Source organism: Streptomyces sp. NPDC059008 (assembly GCF_042749045.1).
Lineage (GTDB): Bacteria > Actinomycetota > Actinomycetes > Streptomycetales > Streptomycetaceae > Streptomyces.
The window spans coordinates 12,362-30,173 of record NZ_JBHYJC010000063.1 but is presented as its reverse complement, the minus strand read 5'-3'; the positions used below and the strand labels follow the sequence as shown (position 1 = coordinate 30,173).

Annotated in this window: 18 protein-coding genes and 2 pseudogenes; 14 read left to right on the top strand and 6 right to left on the bottom strand. The window is 70.8% G+C overall.

The window, feature by feature from the left end; translation table 11 throughout:
- A pseudogene (locus ACFWZH_RS36470) lies at positions 1 to 407 on the bottom strand (hypothetical protein); the annotation flags it as partial.
- A gap of 210 nt (positions 408 to 617) precedes the next feature.
- Positions 618 to 794, bottom strand: a pseudogene (locus tag ACFWZH_RS36465) (integrase core domain-containing protein); the annotation flags it as partial.
- A 158-nt stretch (positions 795 to 952) separates the two neighbouring features.
- Between ACFWZH_RS36465 and ACFWZH_RS36460 the strand changes: the two are divergent.
- From ACFWZH_RS36460 to ACFWZH_RS36445, 4 genes are all read left to right on the top strand, one after another.
- Entirely contained in the window at positions 953 to 2,881 is a 1,929-nt protein-coding gene (locus ACFWZH_RS36460) for an NAD-binding protein (RefSeq protein ID WP_384441719.1), read from the top strand.
- Positions 2,882 to 2,988: 107 nt separating this feature from the next.
- Positions 2,989 to 3,468 carry a cation:proton antiporter regulatory subunit gene (locus ACFWZH_RS36455; RefSeq protein ID WP_384441713.1) on the top strand — a complete coding sequence of 160 codons (480 nt, stop codon included), beginning with the start codon at positions 2,989 to 2,991 and terminating at the stop codon, positions 3,466 to 3,468.
- Positions 3,469 to 3,470: 2 nt separating this feature from the next.
- Positions 3,471 to 4,649 carry a cation:proton antiporter gene (locus tag ACFWZH_RS36450; RefSeq protein ID WP_384441710.1) on the top strand — a complete coding sequence of 393 codons (1,179 nt, stop codon included), beginning with the start codon at positions 3,471 to 3,473 and terminating at the stop codon, positions 4,647 to 4,649.
- 199 nt (positions 4,650 to 4,848) lie between these two features.
- A complete protein-coding gene (locus ACFWZH_RS36445; protein WP_384441716.1) occupies positions 4,849 to 5,217 on the top strand; it encodes an STAS domain-containing protein in 369 nt (122 codons plus the stop codon).
- Between the two features lie 120 nt (positions 5,218 to 5,337).
- Here the strand turns inward: ACFWZH_RS36445 and ACFWZH_RS36440 are convergent, their stop codons facing one another.
- Positions 5,338 to 6,531 (bottom strand): PucR family transcriptional regulator, encoded by a 1,194-nt coding sequence (locus ACFWZH_RS36440; protein ID WP_384441707.1) that lies wholly within the window; start codon positions 6,529 to 6,531, stop codon positions 5,338 to 5,340.
- A gap of 193 nt (positions 6,532 to 6,724) precedes the next feature.
- On the opposite strand from ACFWZH_RS36440, the gene ACFWZH_RS36435 reads away from it, so the two are divergent.
- From ACFWZH_RS36435 to ACFWZH_RS36405, 7 genes are all read left to right on the top strand, one after another.
- On the top strand, positions 6,725 to 8,068 hold the full coding sequence (locus ACFWZH_RS36435) for a nodulation protein NfeD (protein WP_384441704.1): 1,344 nt from the start codon (positions 6,725 to 6,727) through the stop codon (positions 8,066 to 8,068).
- A 2-nt stretch (positions 8,069 to 8,070) separates the two neighbouring features.
- Complete coding sequence (locus ACFWZH_RS36430) at positions 8,071 to 8,871, top strand: slipin family protein (RefSeq protein ID WP_384441701.1); 801 nt, start codon at positions 8,071 to 8,073, stop codon at positions 8,869 to 8,871.
- Positions 8,872 to 8,892: 21 nt separating this feature from the next.
- Positions 8,893 to 9,402, top strand: coding sequence for a DUF3040 domain-containing protein (locus ACFWZH_RS36425; RefSeq protein ID WP_384441698.1), 510 nt, complete (start codon positions 8,893 to 8,895; stop codon positions 9,400 to 9,402).
- Complete coding sequence (locus tag ACFWZH_RS36420) at positions 9,342 to 9,803, top strand: CBS domain-containing protein (RefSeq protein ID WP_384441695.1); 462 nt, start codon at positions 9,342 to 9,344, stop codon at positions 9,801 to 9,803. Before ACFWZH_RS36425 ends, ACFWZH_RS36420 begins: the two co-directional genes overlap by 61 nt.
- Positions 9,804 to 9,862: 59 nt before the next feature.
- Entirely contained in the window at positions 9,863 to 11,299 is a 1,437-nt protein-coding gene (gene nhaA, locus ACFWZH_RS36415; protein ID WP_384441692.1) for a Na+/H+ antiporter NhaA, read from the top strand.
- 118 nt (positions 11,300 to 11,417) lie between these two features.
- Entirely contained in the window at positions 11,418 to 11,993 is a 576-nt protein-coding gene (locus tag ACFWZH_RS36410; protein ID WP_384441689.1) for a PRC-barrel domain-containing protein, read from the top strand.
- Positions 11,993 to 12,445: a hypothetical protein gene (locus ACFWZH_RS36405; protein WP_384441686.1), complete on the top strand. Its 453-nt coding sequence runs from the start codon at positions 11,993 to 11,995 to the stop codon at positions 12,443 to 12,445. Before ACFWZH_RS36410 ends, ACFWZH_RS36405 begins: the two co-directional genes overlap by 1 nt.
- Before the next feature lie 318 nt (positions 12,446 to 12,763).
- Here ACFWZH_RS36405 and ACFWZH_RS36400 read toward each other — a convergent pair whose 3' ends face one another.
- Together ACFWZH_RS36400 and ACFWZH_RS36395 are read right to left on the bottom strand one after the other, a co-directional pair.
- Positions 12,764 to 13,408 carry a hypothetical protein gene (locus ACFWZH_RS36400; protein WP_384441683.1) on the bottom strand — a complete coding sequence of 215 codons (645 nt, stop codon included), beginning with the start codon at positions 13,406 to 13,408 and terminating at the stop codon, positions 12,764 to 12,766.
- A 25-nt stretch (positions 13,409 to 13,433) separates the two neighbouring features.
- On the bottom strand, positions 13,434 to 14,357 hold the full coding sequence (locus ACFWZH_RS36395) for an NAD(P)/FAD-dependent oxidoreductase (RefSeq protein WP_384441680.1): 924 nt from the start codon (positions 14,355 to 14,357) through the stop codon (positions 13,434 to 13,436).
- Positions 14,358 to 14,453: 96 nt separating this feature from the next.
- On the opposite strand from ACFWZH_RS36395, the gene ACFWZH_RS36390 reads away from it, so the two are divergent.
- Positions 14,454 to 15,107, top strand: a complete 654-nt coding sequence (locus ACFWZH_RS36390; RefSeq protein WP_384441677.1) for an SAM-dependent methyltransferase — start codon at positions 14,454 to 14,456, stop codon at positions 15,105 to 15,107.
- 40 nt (positions 15,108 to 15,147) lie between these two features.
- On the top strand, positions 15,148 to 15,756 hold the full coding sequence (locus tag ACFWZH_RS36385; protein WP_384441674.1) for a TetR/AcrR family transcriptional regulator: 609 nt from the start codon (positions 15,148 to 15,150) through the stop codon (positions 15,754 to 15,756).
- Between the two features lie 174 nt (positions 15,757 to 15,930).
- Here ACFWZH_RS36385 and ACFWZH_RS36380 read toward each other — a convergent pair whose 3' ends face one another.
- Entirely contained in the window at positions 15,931 to 16,452 is a 522-nt protein-coding gene (locus ACFWZH_RS36380) for a MarR family winged helix-turn-helix transcriptional regulator (RefSeq protein ID WP_384441671.1), read from the bottom strand.
- Positions 16,453 to 16,682: 230 nt separating this feature from the next.
- On the opposite strand from ACFWZH_RS36380, the gene ACFWZH_RS36375 reads away from it, so the two are divergent.
- The gene (locus ACFWZH_RS36375; RefSeq protein WP_384441668.1) at positions 16,683 to 17,195 is read left to right on the top strand and encodes a nitroreductase/quinone reductase family protein; all 513 of its coding nucleotides are present in this window, start codon (positions 16,683 to 16,685) and stop codon (positions 17,193 to 17,195) included.
- Positions 17,196 to 17,812: the final 617 nt, after the last annotated feature.

The following is a 17,812-nucleotide window of genomic DNA, read 5'->3' as shown; positions in this document are numbered from 1 at the left end:
GCGTCGATGTTGCGGGTCACGAACGGCAGGCTGCGGGTCCTGCGGACCAGCACCGCGACCGCCTGGCACACGAAGTGGGTGCCGTAGAAGAGCAGGAAAGCGACCAGTATCAGCGCCTGCCCCGGAAGGAGATCAAGGATCCCCGTCCGCAGAAGACCGACCAGAGTCAGAATGTCCCGAAGAAGCTGCCGCGTCGTCACCTCAACAGCAACGCTGTCCCACGATGCACCGGGGCCAAGCGGCCGGTCATGCAGATACAGATCGAACGCCAGCCCCGTCGCCGCGGCAACGACCATGAGCGGCAGATAAGGCAGTAGAGCGCCGACCGACTGGGAAATGAAGAGCGTTGGCAACACCAGCGCCGTCAGCTGCGCGGCTCGATGAGGCGCTGTTCCTGCAGGAGACACGCGGCGAGCTCCAAACGGAATCGACGGGTCGAGACCTGGGGACCGTACGACGTCGACCGACACGGCGGCAATGCACTGCGGCATTGCCCAAGCTACGAGAAGCGGGAGAAGGGGCCTTGACCCGGAGTCTTGGACACGGGCTATGCAGGCTTGAGCCAGGGTAGTTGATGTTGTGTCGAGTGCTGTCTCGTAGGCCATGGGACTCCGTTGTCCGAGGTGGGAATGACGGCGTCGGGTGTTGTAGCGGTGCAGCCGGCGGAACGCGCCAAGACGGGCCTCTCGTTCGCTGGACCAGTGCTTTCGACCCTGAAGAGTCTCGCGTTTGAACGTCGCGTTGAACGACTCGGCGAGCGCATTGTCCGCCGAGCTGCCGATCGCGCTGATGGACTGGCGGACGTCGGCCTGGCGGCAGGCGTCGGCGAAGCCCGGCTGGTGTACTGCCTGGGTTCAGCCCGCGACGCAACCGGACCTTGCCCACAAGGAGTCTTGGGAATGTGACTTCCTCTCTTCCCCAGCAGGTCCAACCAGTCGCGCCCCCTGGGCAGATGGTCGTGTGCGGAGACGACGCACTGGCCCGGCGACTCGCCGCGGAACTGCACGATGTCTACGGGGAGCGGGTGACGCTCCTCGTACCGCCCTCTCGCGCCACCGGGGGCGAGCAGCCCGCCGTGACACCGAACCGAATCCGGCCGTCAGTGCTGCTCGGGCGCATGTCGGCCGCCCTCGCGCGCACAGAGGGCGGCGGCGAGGTCGGCCCGAGTGGCGAAATCCTGCTTCCTGTACGAGAGATGGAGGCAGCGGAGCCGTCGGAGGAGGCGCTGCGGGAGGCCGGGGCGCAGCGGGCCACCGCGCTGGCTCTCGTGTATGACGACGACGAGACCAACATCCGTGCGGCGCTGACCGCCCGTCGGATCAATCCCCGGCTGCGGTTGGTGATCCGGCTCTACAACCGCAAGCTGGGCCAGCACTTGGAGGAGCTTCTCGACCAGGCCGCGATGGTCACGACGCCCGGCCTGGACCCGGCCACGCTGGACGCCTCCACCACGGTGCTGTCCGACGCGGATACCGCCGCTCCGGCGCTGGCGGCGACCGCCGTGGCCGGTACGAGCAAGGTCGTCCAGGCCGACGGACTGCTGCTGCGTGCCGTGGAGCACTCGCCGCCCGGCCGGGGTGAGGTCCCCGACCCGGGGCTGGCCACCCTCGCCCTGCTGTCGTCGACCACCCACGACCCGGCGGGCGCGGAGGGGTCGGAGCGCAGTGGCGTCGAAGGGCCTTTGCTGTTGCCCGACGATGCCGCCGTCGGGGCCGCTGCCGGGCGGGGAACGGTGGCGCTGGAGGCCGTTTCGTACGCCGGGCCACCCGCACCGCTCCGCCGCCTTGCCGGCCGCGGCGCCCCACTCGGTGAGATCTTCTCGCGGCGGCTGCGCTGGGCGCTCGCTGGTGTCGCCGCGGCCGTCGTCGCCCTGGCCGTCGTCGCCTGGCTCACGACCGGCGACAACCCCCTGCATGCCTCTTACGTCACGCTGCTCGACCTGTTCGCCATCGGTGACCCTGCCGTCGGCGAGCCGGTGGCCCGCCAGGTGCTGCAGTTGCTGACCGGGCTCGTCGGTCTCGCGCTCCTGCCGGTCCTCGTGGCCGCATCTCTGGAGGCGCTCGGTGCGTTCCGTGGAGCTCACGCGCTGCTCCGTCCGCCGCGCGGGCTGTCCGGGCATGTCGTGCTGCTCGGTCTCGGCAAGATCGGCACCCGCGTCCTGGCCCGGTTGCGCGAGCTCGACATCCCCGTGGTGTGCGTGGAAGAGGACCCGGAGGCGCGGGGCGTCCCGCTCGCCAGGCGTCTGCGCGTGCCGGTCGTGCTGGGGGACGTCACACAGGAGGGGGTCCTGGAGGCGGCCAAAGTCCATCGGGCCCACGCGCTGCTTGCCCTGACCAGTGCAGACACCACGAATCTCGAAGCGGCGCTGTACGCCCGCAGCGTCAATCCGGATCTGCGGGTGGCCCTGCGGCTGTACGACGACGACTTCGCCACCGCCGTCTACCGCACCCTGCGCGCCGCACACCCCGAGGCCCTCACCCGCAGCCGCAGCGTCTCCACCCTTGCCGCACCCGCGTTCGCCGGGGCGATGATGGGCCGCCAGATCCTCGGTGCCATCCCCGTCGAGCGCAAGGTGCTCCTGTTCGCCGCGCTCGTCGTCGCCGGCCATCCGCAGTTCGAGGGCCGCACCGTCGCCGAGGCGTTCCGGCCCGGCGCATGGCGCGTGATCGCCCTGGACACCGCGGAGCCCGCCGAACGCCGTCCCGATCTGGCAGCGGCCCGCCCGGACGACGGCGACCGGACCGCGGGCGGACTGCTGTGGGACCTGCACCCCGGCTATGTGCTGCGAGCGCAGGACCGCGTCGTCCTCGCCGCAACCCGCCGCGGCCTCGCCGAGCTTCTGGGACGGCGGCCCCCCGGCCCTGGCCCGCGGATGTCCTGACCTCGGAGATCCTGTGCGGGCCGGTCCCAGAGCCGAGCGCCGACCACCTGTGCTCCACGTGGCCCTCCACGCGCGCCGTTCCCGCCGCCCGCTTGCAGGATGGGCCCATGGACGTCACCGAGGTACTCCTTCCCGGCGTCGGGCTGCGTTACGAGTTCACCAACCACCAAGGCGACTGGATCGGCGTGGTGGCACGGCGGACAGGGGACTTCGAACTGGTCGTCTACACGGCCGAGGATCCGGACGCGGCCCGGACAGTGCTCCAGCTCAACACCGAGGAGGCGGACACGGTCGCCGAGATCCTGGGGGCGCCGCGCATCGCCGAGCGGTTCGCAGACCTCACCAAGGAGGTGCCGGGACTGCGGTCCGGGCAGGTGGAGGTACGAGCCGGCAGCCCGTATGACGGTCAGCCGATGGGCAGCACCCGGGCGCGGACTCGGACCGGAGCGTCGATCGTCGCCATTGTCCGCGGCAACGACGTGATCGCGTCACCCGCTCCCCAGGAGACGCTTCGACAAGGGGACATCCTCGTGGTGATCGGTACCCACGAGGGCATCGCCGGCGTGGAACAGATCATCCAGGGCTGAACGTGCACACCCCGGTCGCACTGCTGCTGGAACTGGGCATCATCCTCGCCGCCCTCAGCGCACTCGGGACGCTGGCACGGCGCTTCACCCTCTCGCCCGTTCCGCTCTACCTGCTGACCGGTCTGGCCCTCGGCGAAGGAGGCATCGCCCCCGTCCCCGCCGCCGGTGCGTTCGTCGAGACCGGCGCGTCGATCGGGGTCGTGTTGCTGCTGCTGACGCTCGGGCTGGAGTTCTCCCTGACGGAGTTCACGGCCGGCATGCGGCGGCACGTACCGTCCGCCGTCACCGACCTGATCCTGAACGCCACCCCGGGCGCGCTGGCGGGATGGCTCCTCGGTTTCGACGGCATCGGCATCCTCGCCCTGGCCGGCGCCACGTACATCTCCTCCTCGGGCATCATCGCCCGGCTCCTGGCCGACCTGCACCGACTGGGCAACCGGGAGACACCGGCCGTCTTGGCGGTGCTGGTCATGGAGGACGTCGCCATGGCCGCCTACCTGCCCGTGCTCGCGGTACTCGCTTCCGGCGGCCAGTGGTGGCAGGCCACTCTCGGCGTTCTCGCCGCGGTCGGCGCCGTACTCGCCGCGTTCGCCGCCTCGTACCGATGGGGCCACCACCTCGGCCGGCTGCTCTCGCACCCTGAGTCGGAACAGCTCCTGCTGCGGGTGCTCGGCCTGACCCTCATCGTGGCCGCCCTGGCCGAATTCGTCCACGCCTCCGCCGCGGTGGGTGCGTTCCTCGTCGGGCTCACCCTCACCGGCGAAACCGCGACCCGCAGCCGGGCCGTGCTGAGCCCTTTGCGCGACCTGTTCGCCGCCGTCTTCTTCCTCGCCATCGGACTGTCCGTCACCCCCGAGGAGCTGACGCCCGCGCTTCCCGCGGCCTTCGCCCTGGCTGCGGTCACCCTCGCCACGAAAGTACTCGCCGGCCGGTACGCGGCAGCACGCGACAAGGTGGGGCCGCGAGGCAGGCTGCGCGCCGGAACGGCACTCATCGCACGAGGCGAGTTCTCCCTCGTCATCGTCGGACTCGTCGGCACCACGCACGACACGCTCGGCCCGCTGGTCACCGCTTACGTCTTCATCCTCGCCATCGCGGGCCCCCTCCTCACCCGCCTTGCAGGCGCCGTTCCCCCGCGGCGAGCTCCACGCCCGGCCGCGTCCAAGACCAGCGCGGGCTGAGGAACCACCACCAGCGGCGCGCCGGCCCTGGGCCGAACCGCCCAGCTCCTACCCGCCCAGGCAGCGGTCGGAAGGAGCCGCGCCTAAGCTCACGGTCAGGTGCGCCGGGAAGTCTGGTCGGCAGTCAGCCGTCCCCTGCCCTGGAGCCCGGATGCCGGACGACGACCCCGCTGCTCGCCCAGGTGACGGACATCGACGGCTGTCGTGGTCAGACAGCCGGCTGCTGCATCCGTTCCGGCGCCACGCAGACGAGGCGCCCTCCGGCCCGGACCATGTCATCGTGCGGCTGCCCAGGAAGGTCACGAGCGAGAACGCCGAGTACATCGGGGCGGCCCTCCAAAAGGCCCTCAGCTCCGGTCCCCCTGTCCTGGAGATTGACCTCGCCCGGGTAAAGCACCTCAGCAGGGATGGCAGCACGGCCTTCTTCATGGCACTGCGGGCTGCACGCCGGCACGGTACGCGGCTGATCGCCACCCATGCCGGTCCCCAGGTACGCGGCACCCTCAAGGAGCTGGGCTTGCGCCGTGTCATCGACGTGTACGAGGGCAGTGCGCCACCTACGGCCTGAGACAAGGCGCTGTGAAAACCGTGCGCAGCGCCGGCGCGAGGCTCATTCACGGGCCGGCTCGGAAGAGGCACCAGACACACAGTTGCCCGATCGGGATGGCGAGGTAGGACAGCAGGTCGGTCAATCGGTGGGCTGAAGGGGGCGGTCCGGCCAGTCCAGGAGCTGGGCGCCGAGTGCGGCGGTCTGGAGGATGTAGCGCTGGTCGGGGTTGGTCGGGTCGTGGCCGGTGAGCTGCTGTATGCGGCTGAGGCGGTAGCCGACGGTGCGGACGCTCAGCCCCAGGCGGCGGGCTGTCGTGGCCTTGAGGCAGCCGCTGGCGAAGTACGTGGTGAGGGTGTCCAGCAGCGTCCGGGGGCCGCCGCGTGCCGCCTGTAGCCCGCCGAGGACGGTGGCCACCAGGTCGGTGATGGCCGCGTGGTCCCGCCCCAGGACCTGGAAGACCAGCACGTCGGAGGCGTCGATGACCGGGGCGGTCAGGTTCAGTCGGGCGGCGAGGTCGAGGGTGCTGCGGGCTTCCTGGTAGGAGCGGAGGATGCCGCCGGCGCCGGGGCGGGGGCGGCTGACGGCGATGGTGTACCGCTCCCCGACGGCGTGGCGCACGGCGGTGGCGAAGTGTTGCGGGACCTCGGGCACGGCGCCGGGCGAGACGCACACGAGGAGGGAGTCCTTGGTGGTGATCAGTACGTCGTGCACGCTGAACCGGGCGGTCAGCGCTTCCTCGACGTAGCGGGTCGCGGGGTCGCCGGCGCCGAACGGGTCGGCTGCGCGAGCGGCGCTGACGGTGTGCGGGCCGACCAGCCGGAGCCCGAAGCGCTCGGCGCGTTCGGCGATCCGGCCGAGGTTGGCGGGACCTTCGAGGAGGTCGTCGACGAACTCGCGTCGGGTGGCCTCTTCGCCGCGGATGGCCGCTCGGTGCGCGGTCTCGTACCCCTCGGTGAGTGCCAGGGTCGTCTCGCTGATCGCCCGCATGAGCGCTGTGGCAACGTCCCGGAGGTCTTGGAGATCCCGCGCCTGACGGGCGCCGGGCAGGTCCGGCCAGGCGCGGCAGGCCGGGGTGAGGAGCGCGGCGACCAGGGTCCGCAGGGAGGTGCCTTGGGCCGCCGCGGTGGCCGCCAGCTGATGCAGGTCCTGGAGGTACGCGTCGGGCAGGCCGCATCGGGTGGCGGAGACCCGTGCGAGCTGTTCCAGATAACGGTCGAGATCGGCGGGCGGCGGCGTGGTCTGCCCGCCCGCAGGGTCTGCGGCACCGGGAAGGGGCCCCGTGGTGCCTGGTGCGGCGGGCAGGGGATGGGGGGCGCGGCGTCCCGTCACCATGGGCATATTTTGCCGGAATGCGGCAAAATATGCCGCCTCAAGACGACCGCCCATTGCCGCCTCCGACGGGAGTCCGGCCAACCTCTGGGGGTAATCCCTGAGTAAAGGCTCGTAAGGGTTCGCAGGCCCTTCACAGGCCGAACGTCGCGCCAAGGACAGAACGTCGCACTCGGGCCGAAGGGGGTGCGACGCCGTGCCCCGAAGCCGTCCCGCTTCACCGCTGCGGAGGTTCACCCAGGTCCTCTTGGTGGTGCTGGCCTGCTTGCTCGCCGCTCCTGCCGCGGGCGCGGCGCAGCAGCAGACCGTACTGGTGACACGGGTCGAGGGCACCATCACGCCCGTCGTCGCCGATCACCTGGCGGAGGGGCTCCGGACGGCTGAGCGCGAAGGCCACACCGCGCTGCTCGTCGAGATGGACACGCCGGGCGGGCTGCTCCAGTCCACCCGGGAGATCGTCCAGGACTTCCTTGGCTCACCGGTGCCGGTCATCGTCTACGTCACCCCGTCCGGGGCGCGTGCCGCGTCGGCCGGCGCCTATATCGCGATGTCGGCGCACGTCGCCGCGATGGCCCCGGGCACCCATATCGGCGCCGGCACCCCGGTCACCGGCCAGGGGGAGGAGGCGAGCGAGAAGGTGGTCAACGACGCGGTCGCCTTCGCCGTCTCGATCGCCGAGCAGCGCGGCAGGAACACCGATTTCGCCCGCGCCATGGTGCGGGAGGGCACGGCAATCTCCGGCCAGGAAGCCGTGCGGAGGGATGTGGCCGACCTGGTGGCCTCGTCCCGTCAGGCGCTGCTGAGCGAGGTGGACGGCCGACGTGTCGTCGTCGGGCCGGCCGGGGAGCAGCGCGAGGTCGTTCTGCGTACGGCCGGTGCCCCGGTGGTGGAGCACGAGCTGGGCTTCTTCGGCGAGGTGCGGCAGCTGCTGGCCAGTCCCGAACTGGCTTTTGTGTTCCTGTCGATCGGCACGCTGGCCGTGATCTACGAGCTGGCCAGCCCTGGCATGGGACTCGGCGGCGTCATCGGCGTCGTTCTGCTCGTCCTGGGGTTCGTCGCACTGAGTGTGCTGCCCTTCAACGCCGCGGGCCTGCTGCTCCTCGCTCTGGCCGCCGCGCTGTTCGTCGCCGAAGTGCTCACCCCGGGTGTCGGTGTCTTCGCCGCCGGAGGCACCGTCGCCCTCGCATTCGCCGGAGTTCTGCTCTTCCGCGGCGAGCTGGGTGTGGACCCCGCCGTGCTCTGGCCGGCCGCCGTGGTGGTCGGCGGCGGCTCCGTCCTCGCCGGGCGTCTGGCATGGCGTGCCCGCCGTGCCCCGGCCACCACGGGAGAGGAGGGACTGCTGGGCAGCGAGGCCGTGGTCCGCCGCGCCGGCGGCGGCACCGGTCAGGTGCTGCTCGACGGCGCGTGGTGGACGGTGCGCGGGCGGGACGCGGCCCTGACCGAAGGACAGCGCGTCCGCGTCGTCGGCCGCGACGGCCTTGAGCTGATCGTCGAAAGCGCCGAGCCCCGCCGGGCGCAGGCTACCGAACAGGAGGAATGATCATGAGTGCCGGAGTCCTGGGCATCGTTTTCGCCGCCGCGGTTCTGCTCCTGCTCCTGATGGCCGCTGTGAAGATCGTGCCCGAGTACGAACGTGGTGTGATCTTCCGTCTAGGACGGCTCATCGGAGCCAAGGGACCGGGCCTGTTCTTCATCATCCCCGTGGTCGACCGCATGTTCCGCGTCTCGCTGCGCACGGTCACGATGGACATCCCGCCGCAGGACGTCATCACCAAGGACAACGTCACCGTACGGGTCAACGCCGTGACCTACTTCAACGTCGTCGACCCCAACCGCTCGGTCGTCGCCATCGAGGACCACATCAAGGGCACCTCGCAGATCGCGCAGACCACCCTGCGCAGCATCCTCGGCCAGGTCGACCTGGACGAACTGCTGATCAACCGGGATGAGATCAACCAGCGGCTGCAACAGATCATCGACGACGTGACCAACCCGTGGGGCGTGAAGGTGACCCTGGTGGAGGTCAAGGACGTCGAACTGCCCGAGCCCATGCGGCGCGCCATGGCACGCCAGGCCGAGTCCGAGCGGGACCGGCGGGCCAAGGTCATCCACGCCAAGGGCGAATTCGAGGCCGCCGAAACCCTCGCGAATGCGGCGGAGTGGCTGGAGGCCCACCCCGCGGCCATGCACCTGCGGATCTTGTCCACCATGGCGCAGGTCTCGTCCGACCGGAGCTCCACGCTGATCTTCCCGCTGCCGATGGAGGTCCTCCGCCTGGTCGACATGCTCCGCGCGCCCCAGGACCGGCCCACCGCTCCGGTGAGCCCGGCACCGCAGTCCTGAACAGCGAGAACGGTGGTGGCCATGAGCAACCCCTCGAAGAAGGACCGGCGCATCCTCGCGGAGATGGAGCGGCACCTGGCCCTGGACGACCCGGAGCTGGCCTCGCGGTTGGACGCGCTGAACTGCCAGTTCCCGGTCGAGGACGAAGTGGACGACCGGGCCCCGGCCCCGCCCCGTGACGTCCCCGGTGCCGACGACAGCCGAGCCGCGGAAGACAACCGCGCCGACGGCAACCGTATGACCCGGGACTGGCGGTGGACGGCCGCCGTAGTCCTCGGCGTCCTGGCTCTGATCGGCCTGATCCTCGTCGGAATCTTCACTAGGCCGCCGCCCGGCGAGGACAAGCAGGGCACGCCCCGCGGCTCCTCCCCTGCCGTGGCCGTCCTCATTCGGAGCCGTACCCGGTTCCCGGCACCCGCGGGGGAGTCCCGCACCCCGCTCGCCGACCGAACGCCCGGAGGGCGGATGCCATGCGCGCACGTGATCTCGCAGAGCCGTACCTCTCGGTCAGCAGCGACGCCGACGCCGTAGAGGCGGTCCGGCTGCTGGTGGAACGGCGTCTGCCCGGGGTTCTGGTGGTCGACCCCGCCGGGCGGCCGTACGCCATCCTGCCCGCGTCCGACCTGGTCAGGACGCTGGTGCCCGGATACGTACGGGAGGATCCCCTGCTGGCCGAGGTGATCGACGAAGCCCATGCCGACCACCTGTGCCGTGCGCTGAGGGGCCGGAGCGTCGCCGACTGTCTGCCGGTGGGCAAGCCGTATCTCCCCACCACCGGTACCGACAGCACAGCCGTGGAGATCGCGGAGCTCATGGCCCGCGTCCGCACGCCCCTTGTCGCCGTCGTCGAGCCCGGTGACTCAGGCCAGGACCGACTGATCGGCGTGGTGACCGCCACACGGCTGTTGCAGTACCTCCTCCAGGCCGCGTGACCAGCCGCACCGTCGCATGACCGCGGCCACCCCGCCGCGACCAACGAGAGGCCAGCCGGATGCCCTCAGCGAACCGCAAGCCCCGCACTTTCCTCGGCCGTCTCCCACTGCCGGAACGAGCCGTTGTGGCGGACGCCCTGCGGACGGAGACCGTGGGCGGCATGGTGCTGCTGGTCGCTGCTGTCGTGGCACTGGTGTGGGCCAACAGCTTCGCGAGCGACGCCTACGTGTCCGTACGGGACTTCCACTTCGGTATCGAAGCACTGGGCCTCGACCTGTCCGTGGCGCACTGGACGGCCGACGGGTTGCTGACGATCTTCTTCTTCGTCGCCGGGGCCGAGCTCAAACGCGAGTTGGCGGTCGGGGAACTCCGTCATCCCGGGACGGCGATCCTGCCCGTGGTCGCGGCCATCAGCGGGATGGCGGTACCCGCGCTCGTCTACGGCGCCGTCGCGACGTCCGTGGGCGGCACGTGGAACGGCTGGGCGGTCCCCATGGCCACCGACATCGCCTTCGCACTGGGCGTCCTCGCGGTGATCGACACGCATCTGCCTTCCGCGCTGCGCGCCTTCCTGCTCACGCTGGCAGTGGTCGACGACCTGGGCGCCATCTTCGTCATTGCCCTCTTCTACGCCTCGACCATCCACCTGCCCGCCCTCATCGGCGCCGTCCTCGGACTGGCACTCTTCTTCCACCTGCACGACCAACGGCGCCTGCACGGCTGGTACTGGTACGTGCCCCTCGCGTTGATCATCTGGGGCCTGACGTACGCCAGCGGGGTCCACGCCACTGTGGCGGGCGTCGCCATGGGGCTGCTGCTGCGGGTGACCAAAGACGGAGAGAGCGGCAGACGCCCGGCGGAGCAGATCACCCACCTGGTCCGCCCCCTCTCGGCGGGGGTGGCCGTCCCGCTCTTCGCCCTGTTCGCCGCCGGAGTCACGGTCTCCGGCGACACACTGGGCCAAGTATTCAGCCGGCCCGAGCCGCTGGGAGTGGCCCTGGGACTCGCGGCAGGCAAGGTGTTGGGTGTCTTCGGCGGCTGCTACCTCGCCGTCCGCTTCACCCGCGCCCGCCTCAGCGCGGACCTGGCCTGGGCGGACGTGATCGCCGTGGCCATGCTGGCCGGCATCGGGTTCACCGTTTCCCTGCTGATCGGCGAACTCGCCTATCCGGCCCCGGCCGATGCCGAGCACATCAAGGCCGCAGTCCTGGTCGGATCCCTGACTTCCGCGCTCCTGGCATCCCTGCTGCTGAAACTCAGGAACAACAAGTACCGACGGCTGTACGAGGCAGAGACCGCCAACGCGAACGCCGACACCATCCCCGGCACCGGCCCGCAGTATCCGAACGTCGCCCGGTCCGCGTCCCCCGTCGGCCGGTATTGGTGGACAGGGGTGTGGAGGCGGCGGAGGCTGAAGAGAAGCTCCTGTGAGGCCCGTGCAACCGGATCGGAGGTATGGCCGTGGACGGGTGGATGTGGGCGGTACTCGCCGTGATGGTGCTGCTCTTGGCCGCCGTCACCGTGCTGGTGGTACAGACACGGCGGCGCAGTGGCGGGGTCATCGTCACCCGGGGCCGCTCCGGCCGCAGAAGGAGGAGGGGGCGGCGGCTTCTATGAGCACTCTGATGTTTGCCCGAGCGGTGACCGGACGGCCGGTGGTGACTCTCGGGGGCGACGATATCGCCCAGGTCAAGGACGTCGTCTTCGGGTCCGAAGACGCCGCCGTCCGCTGTTTCACCCTCAGCGGGCGCCGTTTGCTCTCTGGGCCGCTCCGTCAGGTTCTGGCGTGGCAGGACGTGTACGCGCTGGGTCAGGATGCGGTGATGGTCCGCGACGAGAACGCACTCACCGAGGACGTCGCCACAGGGACCGCAACGGGCGCCGGAGGCGGGAATGTGGTCGGGGCACAGGTCATTTCCGACGAGGGTGTTTCCCTTGGGCGCATCACCGACGTGATCATCGAGCTGGGAGACGACGCGCGGGCCCGCGTGGTGGGGTATGAGATCGAGCAGTCCCGCTCCGTCTGGAAACGGCGGAAGCGGCTGCTGTTGCCGGCTCCCGGGCACACCGCCGCGTCGGGCGAGACGGTGGTGGTACCCAGCATGGCGATGCAGTACACGACCGAGGATCTCGCCGGCCTCGCCGAAGCCGCACACCGACTGAGCACCCGGCTGGAAGAGAACCGCTGATGATGTTCGCACAGGCCAAGGGGCGCAAGGTAGTGGACGCCACGACCGCTGAGACCGTGGGCACAATGACCGGCTGCGTCCTGGCCACCGAGCCTGCCCGGATCGCCGCGCTGAGGCTGAAGCCGCACGGGGACGCGCACCTCCTGGCCTGGGAGGACATCCGTGCGTTCGGCCCGGATGCCGTCATCGTCTCGCCGGCCGCCGACCGTACGGCATCCACAGCGGCCACCGACGCCCCCGATCCGCTCGGCAAACAGCTGCTGACCGCGTCGGGACAACAGCTCGGGCCGCTGCTGGACATCGAGTTCGACACTACCGACGGACACATCCGCCGGCTCATCGGTGCGGGTGTGGAAGCTTCCGGCGGCGCCCTCCTCGGGGTCGGTACGTACGCCGTGGTCATCGCCGACACGCCGTCACAGACGCCGTCGAAGGACCGTTCACCGCGGTGAGAGCCCCTGCGGCGTCACTCTCGCCGGGCACAGGAAACCGGGAAAGGAGACGGCCGTGGGACGGTCCTGGCGGCGAGCGCGGGCAGCGGCCGTGCACCTGGTGACGTTCGTGGTCCGGGCGCTGGCCGCCGTATGGCCTGCGGTGCGTATCACTCCCCTCCAGAGATGCGGGTGGTCGCCAGACCGTCGAGGTTTGCGCGGCGAACGGTCCTGGCACCTGGGCGGGGCCGTCACCCTCCCCGCCCGGGTTCTGGTGTGTACGGGTCTGGGCGGGGAGGGTAACGGTCTGCCGGGTTCCGGTGGGATGCCGGGGCGCGTCTAACGATCCTGCGTGTGGGGGTGGAGGCGGAAGAGGTAGGCGTCGGCTGGGTGGGTGTAGGCGGTGCCTCTGCCTGCGGCGTGGAGTTGTTCGCGGGTGGGGTGGGGCGGGCGTTTGGGCTGCAGGTAGCGGTCGAGGTCGTCGGTGGTGAGGCGGCAGCTGCCGGAGCGGTGGTGGAGGACGGCGGCGAGCCGGTAGCGGGGGTCGAGATGGGCGAGGCCGGCGTCGGCATGGCTGTCGTTGGCCAGGAGCCAGCCTTGCGGGCGCAGGCAGCGGGTGGCGTGTTCGGAGACGGGGCCCGTGTACAGGGAGATGGCCAGGTCCCACTTGGCCGCGGGCAGTTGGGCGAGGGTGTGGGTGTAGTCGCCCGGCACGAAGGAGACGCGGGACTGCTCGGGGTAGTGCTTGTGCCGGGCGGCGAGGGTGGTGGCGTCGGGGCCATGGAAGGCTTTGCGGGCACGGGTGTCGGCGTCGAGGTAGGTGACGTCGGGCCAGACGTAGGAGGGGGCGAGGTCGAGGTAGCTGCCGGGATACAGGACGCGGCGGGCTCCGGTGTGGGCGGCCACGGCTTGGTAGAGGGCGGTGCGGGCACCGAAGTGGCCGCCGATGTGGTCGATGTAGTCGGTGAAGTCCCGCTCGGTCACGGAGGGCTCCGGTGGGACGGGGCGGTCAGGCCAGGCGGGCGAAGTGGATGGCGTCGGCGGCGGCGCTTCCGGCGGTGACGGCGGGGACGGCTCCCTGTTCCCAGGTCTTGCCGGTCAGGTCGCCGGCGGCGTAGAGGCCGGGGATGCTGGTCTGGCGACCTTCGTCCACGGTGACGTAGCCGTCGCTCAGAGCGAGGCCGTGCTGTGCGGCCAGGCGCTCGACGAGCGGGACCTGCTGCTGCGGCTGCGGCCACAGCAGGGTCTGTCGTTCCAGGCGGGTACCGTCGGCCAGCTCCACTGCGTGCAGGTCACCGTCGGTGTGGTGCAGGCGGGTGATCTCGCCCTGGACGAGGTCGCTGCCCTGCTCGCGCAGGCTCCGGCGCAGTTCGTCGGCGCCGGGCAGTGAAGGTGGGGCGATGGCGATGGCATCGCCGGTCCAGGCGCGGAAGGCGGTGGCGGCCATGCCGAGGTAGAGAGGTTCGTCGGAGACCAGGGCCCAGGTGCGGTCGGCGTTCTCCTCGCCGATGCAGAACGGGCAGTGGATCACCGTGCGGCCCCAGCATGCGGCGAAACCCTCCACGCCGTCGGGGTGCTGGTCGATAACCCCGGTGGCCAGGATGACGTTCCTGGCCCAGACGGTGGTCCCGTCGTCCGCTCGTACGTGGAATCCGTCGCCGTTCAGCGGCGTGACCTCGCCGACGGTGGCGTCGAGCCGCTGGGCCAGTCCGTAGCGGCCCAGTTCCTCCCAGGCACGGGAGCGCAGCTCTGCGGGGGTGGCTCCCTCCAGGCCGATGAGGCCGTGTACGCCGCGGGAGGCGGCGTTGCGCGGCGGGGCGGGGGATTCGATGACCAGGGTGCGGTGGCGGTAGCGGGTCAGGCTCAGCGCGGCGGTCAGGCCGGCGGGCCCGCCGCCGATGATCACGGTGTCGTACTGGTCGGTGAGGTCCACGGGGTGCCTCCGAAGGGACTTGACGAAAACGAATGACCGACGGTCATACTACTGACCAACGGTCATTCGCCCGATTCCATTCCCGCCGGAGGAACTGTGACCCACGACACCCACCACGCCCACGGGTCCGGGGCGGCCTCGTACCCGGACTTCGCGTGGGACGACCTCTACACGGGCGACGGCAGCGACACCGCCGACCCCGACCTGGTGCTACTCGCCCCTGCCGACGGCCTTCCCCCGGGCAGAGCCCTGGATCTGGGCTGCGGCGCCGGCGGGAACGCCCTCGCGCTCGCCGAACGCGGCTGGCGTGTCACCGGTGTGGATCTCGCGCCCCGCGCCATCGCCTCCACTCGCGCCAGCGCCTGCGCCCGCGGCCTGGACGACCGGGTCGAACTCGCCGTCGCCGACAGCGTCGCCTGGCAGCCCGAGGCCGCCTACGACTTCGTCCTCAGCTCCTACGCCCTGCCGCCCCGCGGTCCCGCCCGTACTGCCACGCTGGCCACGCTGGCCTCGGCCCTCGCGCCGGGCGGGACCCTGGCCATGGGCGAGTGGGACGAGGAAGCCTGCGACTGGGGCAACCCCGGTGAACTGGCCACCCTCGCCGAGCTGACCCAATCCTTCACCGGCCTCGGCCTGGACATCGTGCGCGCCGAACGGCAGGTCGTGCCGAGGATCCAGCACCCCGGCGAGGACCACGCGGTCATCGTCATCGCCCGCAAGCCGCATGACACCCTGGAGGCCACCGACTGACCGACCACCGGTCAGTCACCTCCATGACGAAGGAGAGACCGTGTCCGCGGACAAGTCCGCCCCCGCCCAGCCCACCGGTCGCTTCCAGCCCCCCGATGTCCGCCGTCGCCAGATCCTCGACGCCACGGCCGCTCTGCTCCTGGAGGACGGCTACGAGGCACTGACCGTCAGCAAGGTCGCCACCCGCGCCGGGGTCGCCAAGGGCACGGTCTACCTCTACTTCGACTCCAAGCAGGAGCTCCTGGCTGCCCTCCAGGCCGAGATGTGGGACCGCATGCTCCAGCGGCCCGCCGCTCTCCTGAAGCAGCCCGAACTGACCTGGACCGAACGCCTCGACGGCCTCGTCGCCGCCTGGATCGCTGCGGAACAGGACCACCACGAGCTCTACCACCGGCTCTTCCACGAACCTGGCGGCATCACCGGCGAGGAACCCATGACCGCCGCCCGCGACCTGCTCGTCACCCTCCTCGCACAAGGCCACGCGGCAGGTGAGTTCGACGTCCCCGACCCCGAACTCACCGCCGACTTCCTCACCCACGCCTACACCGGCCCCTGCCACCACACCAAGACCGACAGCGGCATCACCGCCGCCGTGCAAGCCCTCTTCCGTCGCGTCGTCGCCGCCCGCCCGCCGGTCCAGCCACGCTGAAGGCCGGAGTCGCAGCGGCACAGCCCCTACGGTGATTCACGACGCGCAGCGGTGTCTTCCGGCCACGGGGGCCGTCACCAGCCAGTCCGCGGCAGCGCCCGCCACGGCTGGCGTGGGAGGTCGTCGTGGCGGCGCGCTCGGCATCCCGGACACCCGTCCGGCGCCACGGTTCGCTCAGAGACGCTCGGCCGAGGGGTCGGCCCACCCCAGTGGGTACGGCTCCGGGGCGTCTGCGGGTGGCTCGCCGCCCGCGTCGTTCAAAAGGGTGAGCGCTTCGACGAGGGCGCTCCGCTGACCGGGCGCGAGCCGTTCGACGATCGCGGTGATCTCGGCACGGCGTCGCTCGGTCACGTTCTCGACGGTGTGCCGTCCCTTGCCGGTGAGCCGCAGCAGGGTCTCCCGCCGGTTGTCGGGATTGGCCTGGCGATCGGCCAGGCCGGCCGCGATGAGCCGGTCCACCATGCGCATCGCGGTCGAGGGGGCGACCTGGAGCAGTTCGGCAAGCGTGACGAGCTTGGTCGTGCCGCGCGTGGACAGCACCACCAGCATCCGGAACTGCGGCAGGGTCACCCGCTCCTCGACCTCGGCGAGTGACCGCGCGGTCACCGCGACCAACACCCTCGACGCGGTGAGCACTGCCCGGGTCACCGCATCCACGTCATCCATGCCCCTCGTGGGGGTTCCGCGCTCGGCCATCTCTCTTTTCTATCGCCAATTGCCTGCGGCTCCCCATCAGGTCCTCGAAATGCCGGGACAGGTGAACGCCTATGACACACGCCGTGGGCTTCGACACTCCGCAGCCGCCGGTCCTCCGGTGCAGCCCGCCCCGAGTCTTAGACTATGCAAACTTTGCACTGACGAAGACTCACTCGTGTCGCCCCGTTCCCGAGGACGAGGGCTGTGGCTTCCCGACCCGGAAGGCAACGATGACGAACCAGTTCTCGCCCCAGGGGCGCCCGCAACTTCCCACCGGCGGGCGGAGCTTCGTGGCACGCCTGCCCGTCCGCCTCTATCAGGCAGGGCTCGGGCCGCTCTTCGGTAAACGGCTGCTCCTGCTGCACCACACCGGTCACCTCACGGGGCTCCATCGTCGCGTCGTACTGGAAGTGATCACGTACGAACGGAGCGACGACAGGCTCAGCTGGACGGTGGCCTCCGGCTTCGGGCCGGCTGCGGCCTGGTACCAGAGCCTGCGGCACTTCCCGTGGGCCACGGTCCAGTTCGGCAACCTCCGTTACGCCGCCACCGCTTCCCTACTGCCCCCAGAGACAGGCGGCGACATCATGACTCGCTATGCCGCCGGGCACCCACGCCTGGCCCGTCGCCTCTGTGCCTTCAAGGGGTTCCGTGTGGACGGCAGCCCGGCCGCCTTCCGACGAGTGGGGAATTCGATCCCCTTCGTACGGCTTGATGCGATTCCCGGTGACCGCATCGTGTGACCGGGAACCACGACATCACTCAGCCGCGGCGGCGGGCACAGAGGCGCGGGGCGGGAAGGAGGGCGCGGGTGGTGACGGCCGCGGGGAGGGCGAGGGCATAGTGGCCGCACAGTTCGAGGGGCAAGAGTTTTGCGGTGGCGGGGGCCCGGAGTGCGCCTGTGACGAGGGCGGCCATGCCCACAGCTTGCCGAGGAGGCCGCCGATACACAGGAGAGGGCCGGCAGGCCGCCGCCTCCGGCGCCGAGGGTGCGGCATGTCGTGAGCGCCTTGCCACACAGGAGGAGTAGGAGGAGCTCGGCCTCGTAACGGCCGTGCGCGCCACCACGGCGGCGCCGAGCCGGGCCCTGCCGTAACTCCCGTCGCCCGTCGTCCGCCCGCGGGACAGGCCAGGCGTCGCCCGGCAGGCGCGAGGTCGACAACAGGGCCGGGGCTCCGGGCTGAGGGCCCAAGGCTGAGGAAATCACCTGGACGGCGCCGACCGGATTGCGCCGGGCGCCGAGGCGCGGCAGGGCGCGGGCGCTCCTATACTGGAGGTTCAAGACCTTGCGGGCCGCGTCCCATGGCACTGTCGTGACCTGCGGCTTCTGTCCAGTCGCGCCGTAGGCGGACACAGGTTC

Coding starts and splice junctions, on each gene's coding strand:
- ACFWZH_RS36460 (WP_384441719.1), top strand. CDS start 953: ATGGTCGTGTGCGGAGACGACGCACTGGCCCGGCGACTCGCCGCGGAA.
- ACFWZH_RS36455 (WP_384441713.1), top strand. CDS start 2,989: ATGGACGTCACCGAGGTACTCCTTCCCGGCGTCGGGCTGCGTTACGAG.
- ACFWZH_RS36440 (WP_384441707.1), bottom strand. CDS start 6,531: ATGGTGACGGGACGCCGCGCCCCCCATCCCCTGCCCGCCGCACCAGGC.
- ACFWZH_RS36430 (WP_384441701.1), top strand. CDS start 8,071: ATGAGTGCCGGAGTCCTGGGCATCGTTTTCGCCGCCGCGGTTCTGCTC.
- ACFWZH_RS36425 (WP_384441698.1), top strand. CDS start 8,893: ATGAGCAACCCCTCGAAGAAGGACCGGCGCATCCTCGCGGAGATGGAG.
- ACFWZH_RS36420 (WP_384441695.1), top strand. CDS start 9,342: ATGCGCGCACGTGATCTCGCAGAGCCGTACCTCTCGGTCAGCAGCGAC.
- nhaA (WP_384441692.1), top strand. CDS start 9,863: ATGCCCTCAGCGAACCGCAAGCCCCGCACTTTCCTCGGCCGTCTCCCA.
- ACFWZH_RS36410 (WP_384441689.1), top strand. CDS start 11,418: ATGAGCACTCTGATGTTTGCCCGAGCGGTGACCGGACGGCCGGTGGTG.
- ACFWZH_RS36405 (WP_384441686.1), top strand. CDS start 11,993: ATGATGTTCGCACAGGCCAAGGGGCGCAAGGTAGTGGACGCCACGACC.
- ACFWZH_RS36380 (WP_384441671.1), bottom strand. CDS start 16,452: ATGGCCGAGCGCGGAACCCCCACGAGGGGCATGGATGACGTGGATGCG.
- ACFWZH_RS36375 (WP_384441668.1), top strand. CDS start 16,683: ATGACGAACCAGTTCTCGCCCCAGGGGCGCCCGCAACTTCCCACCGGC.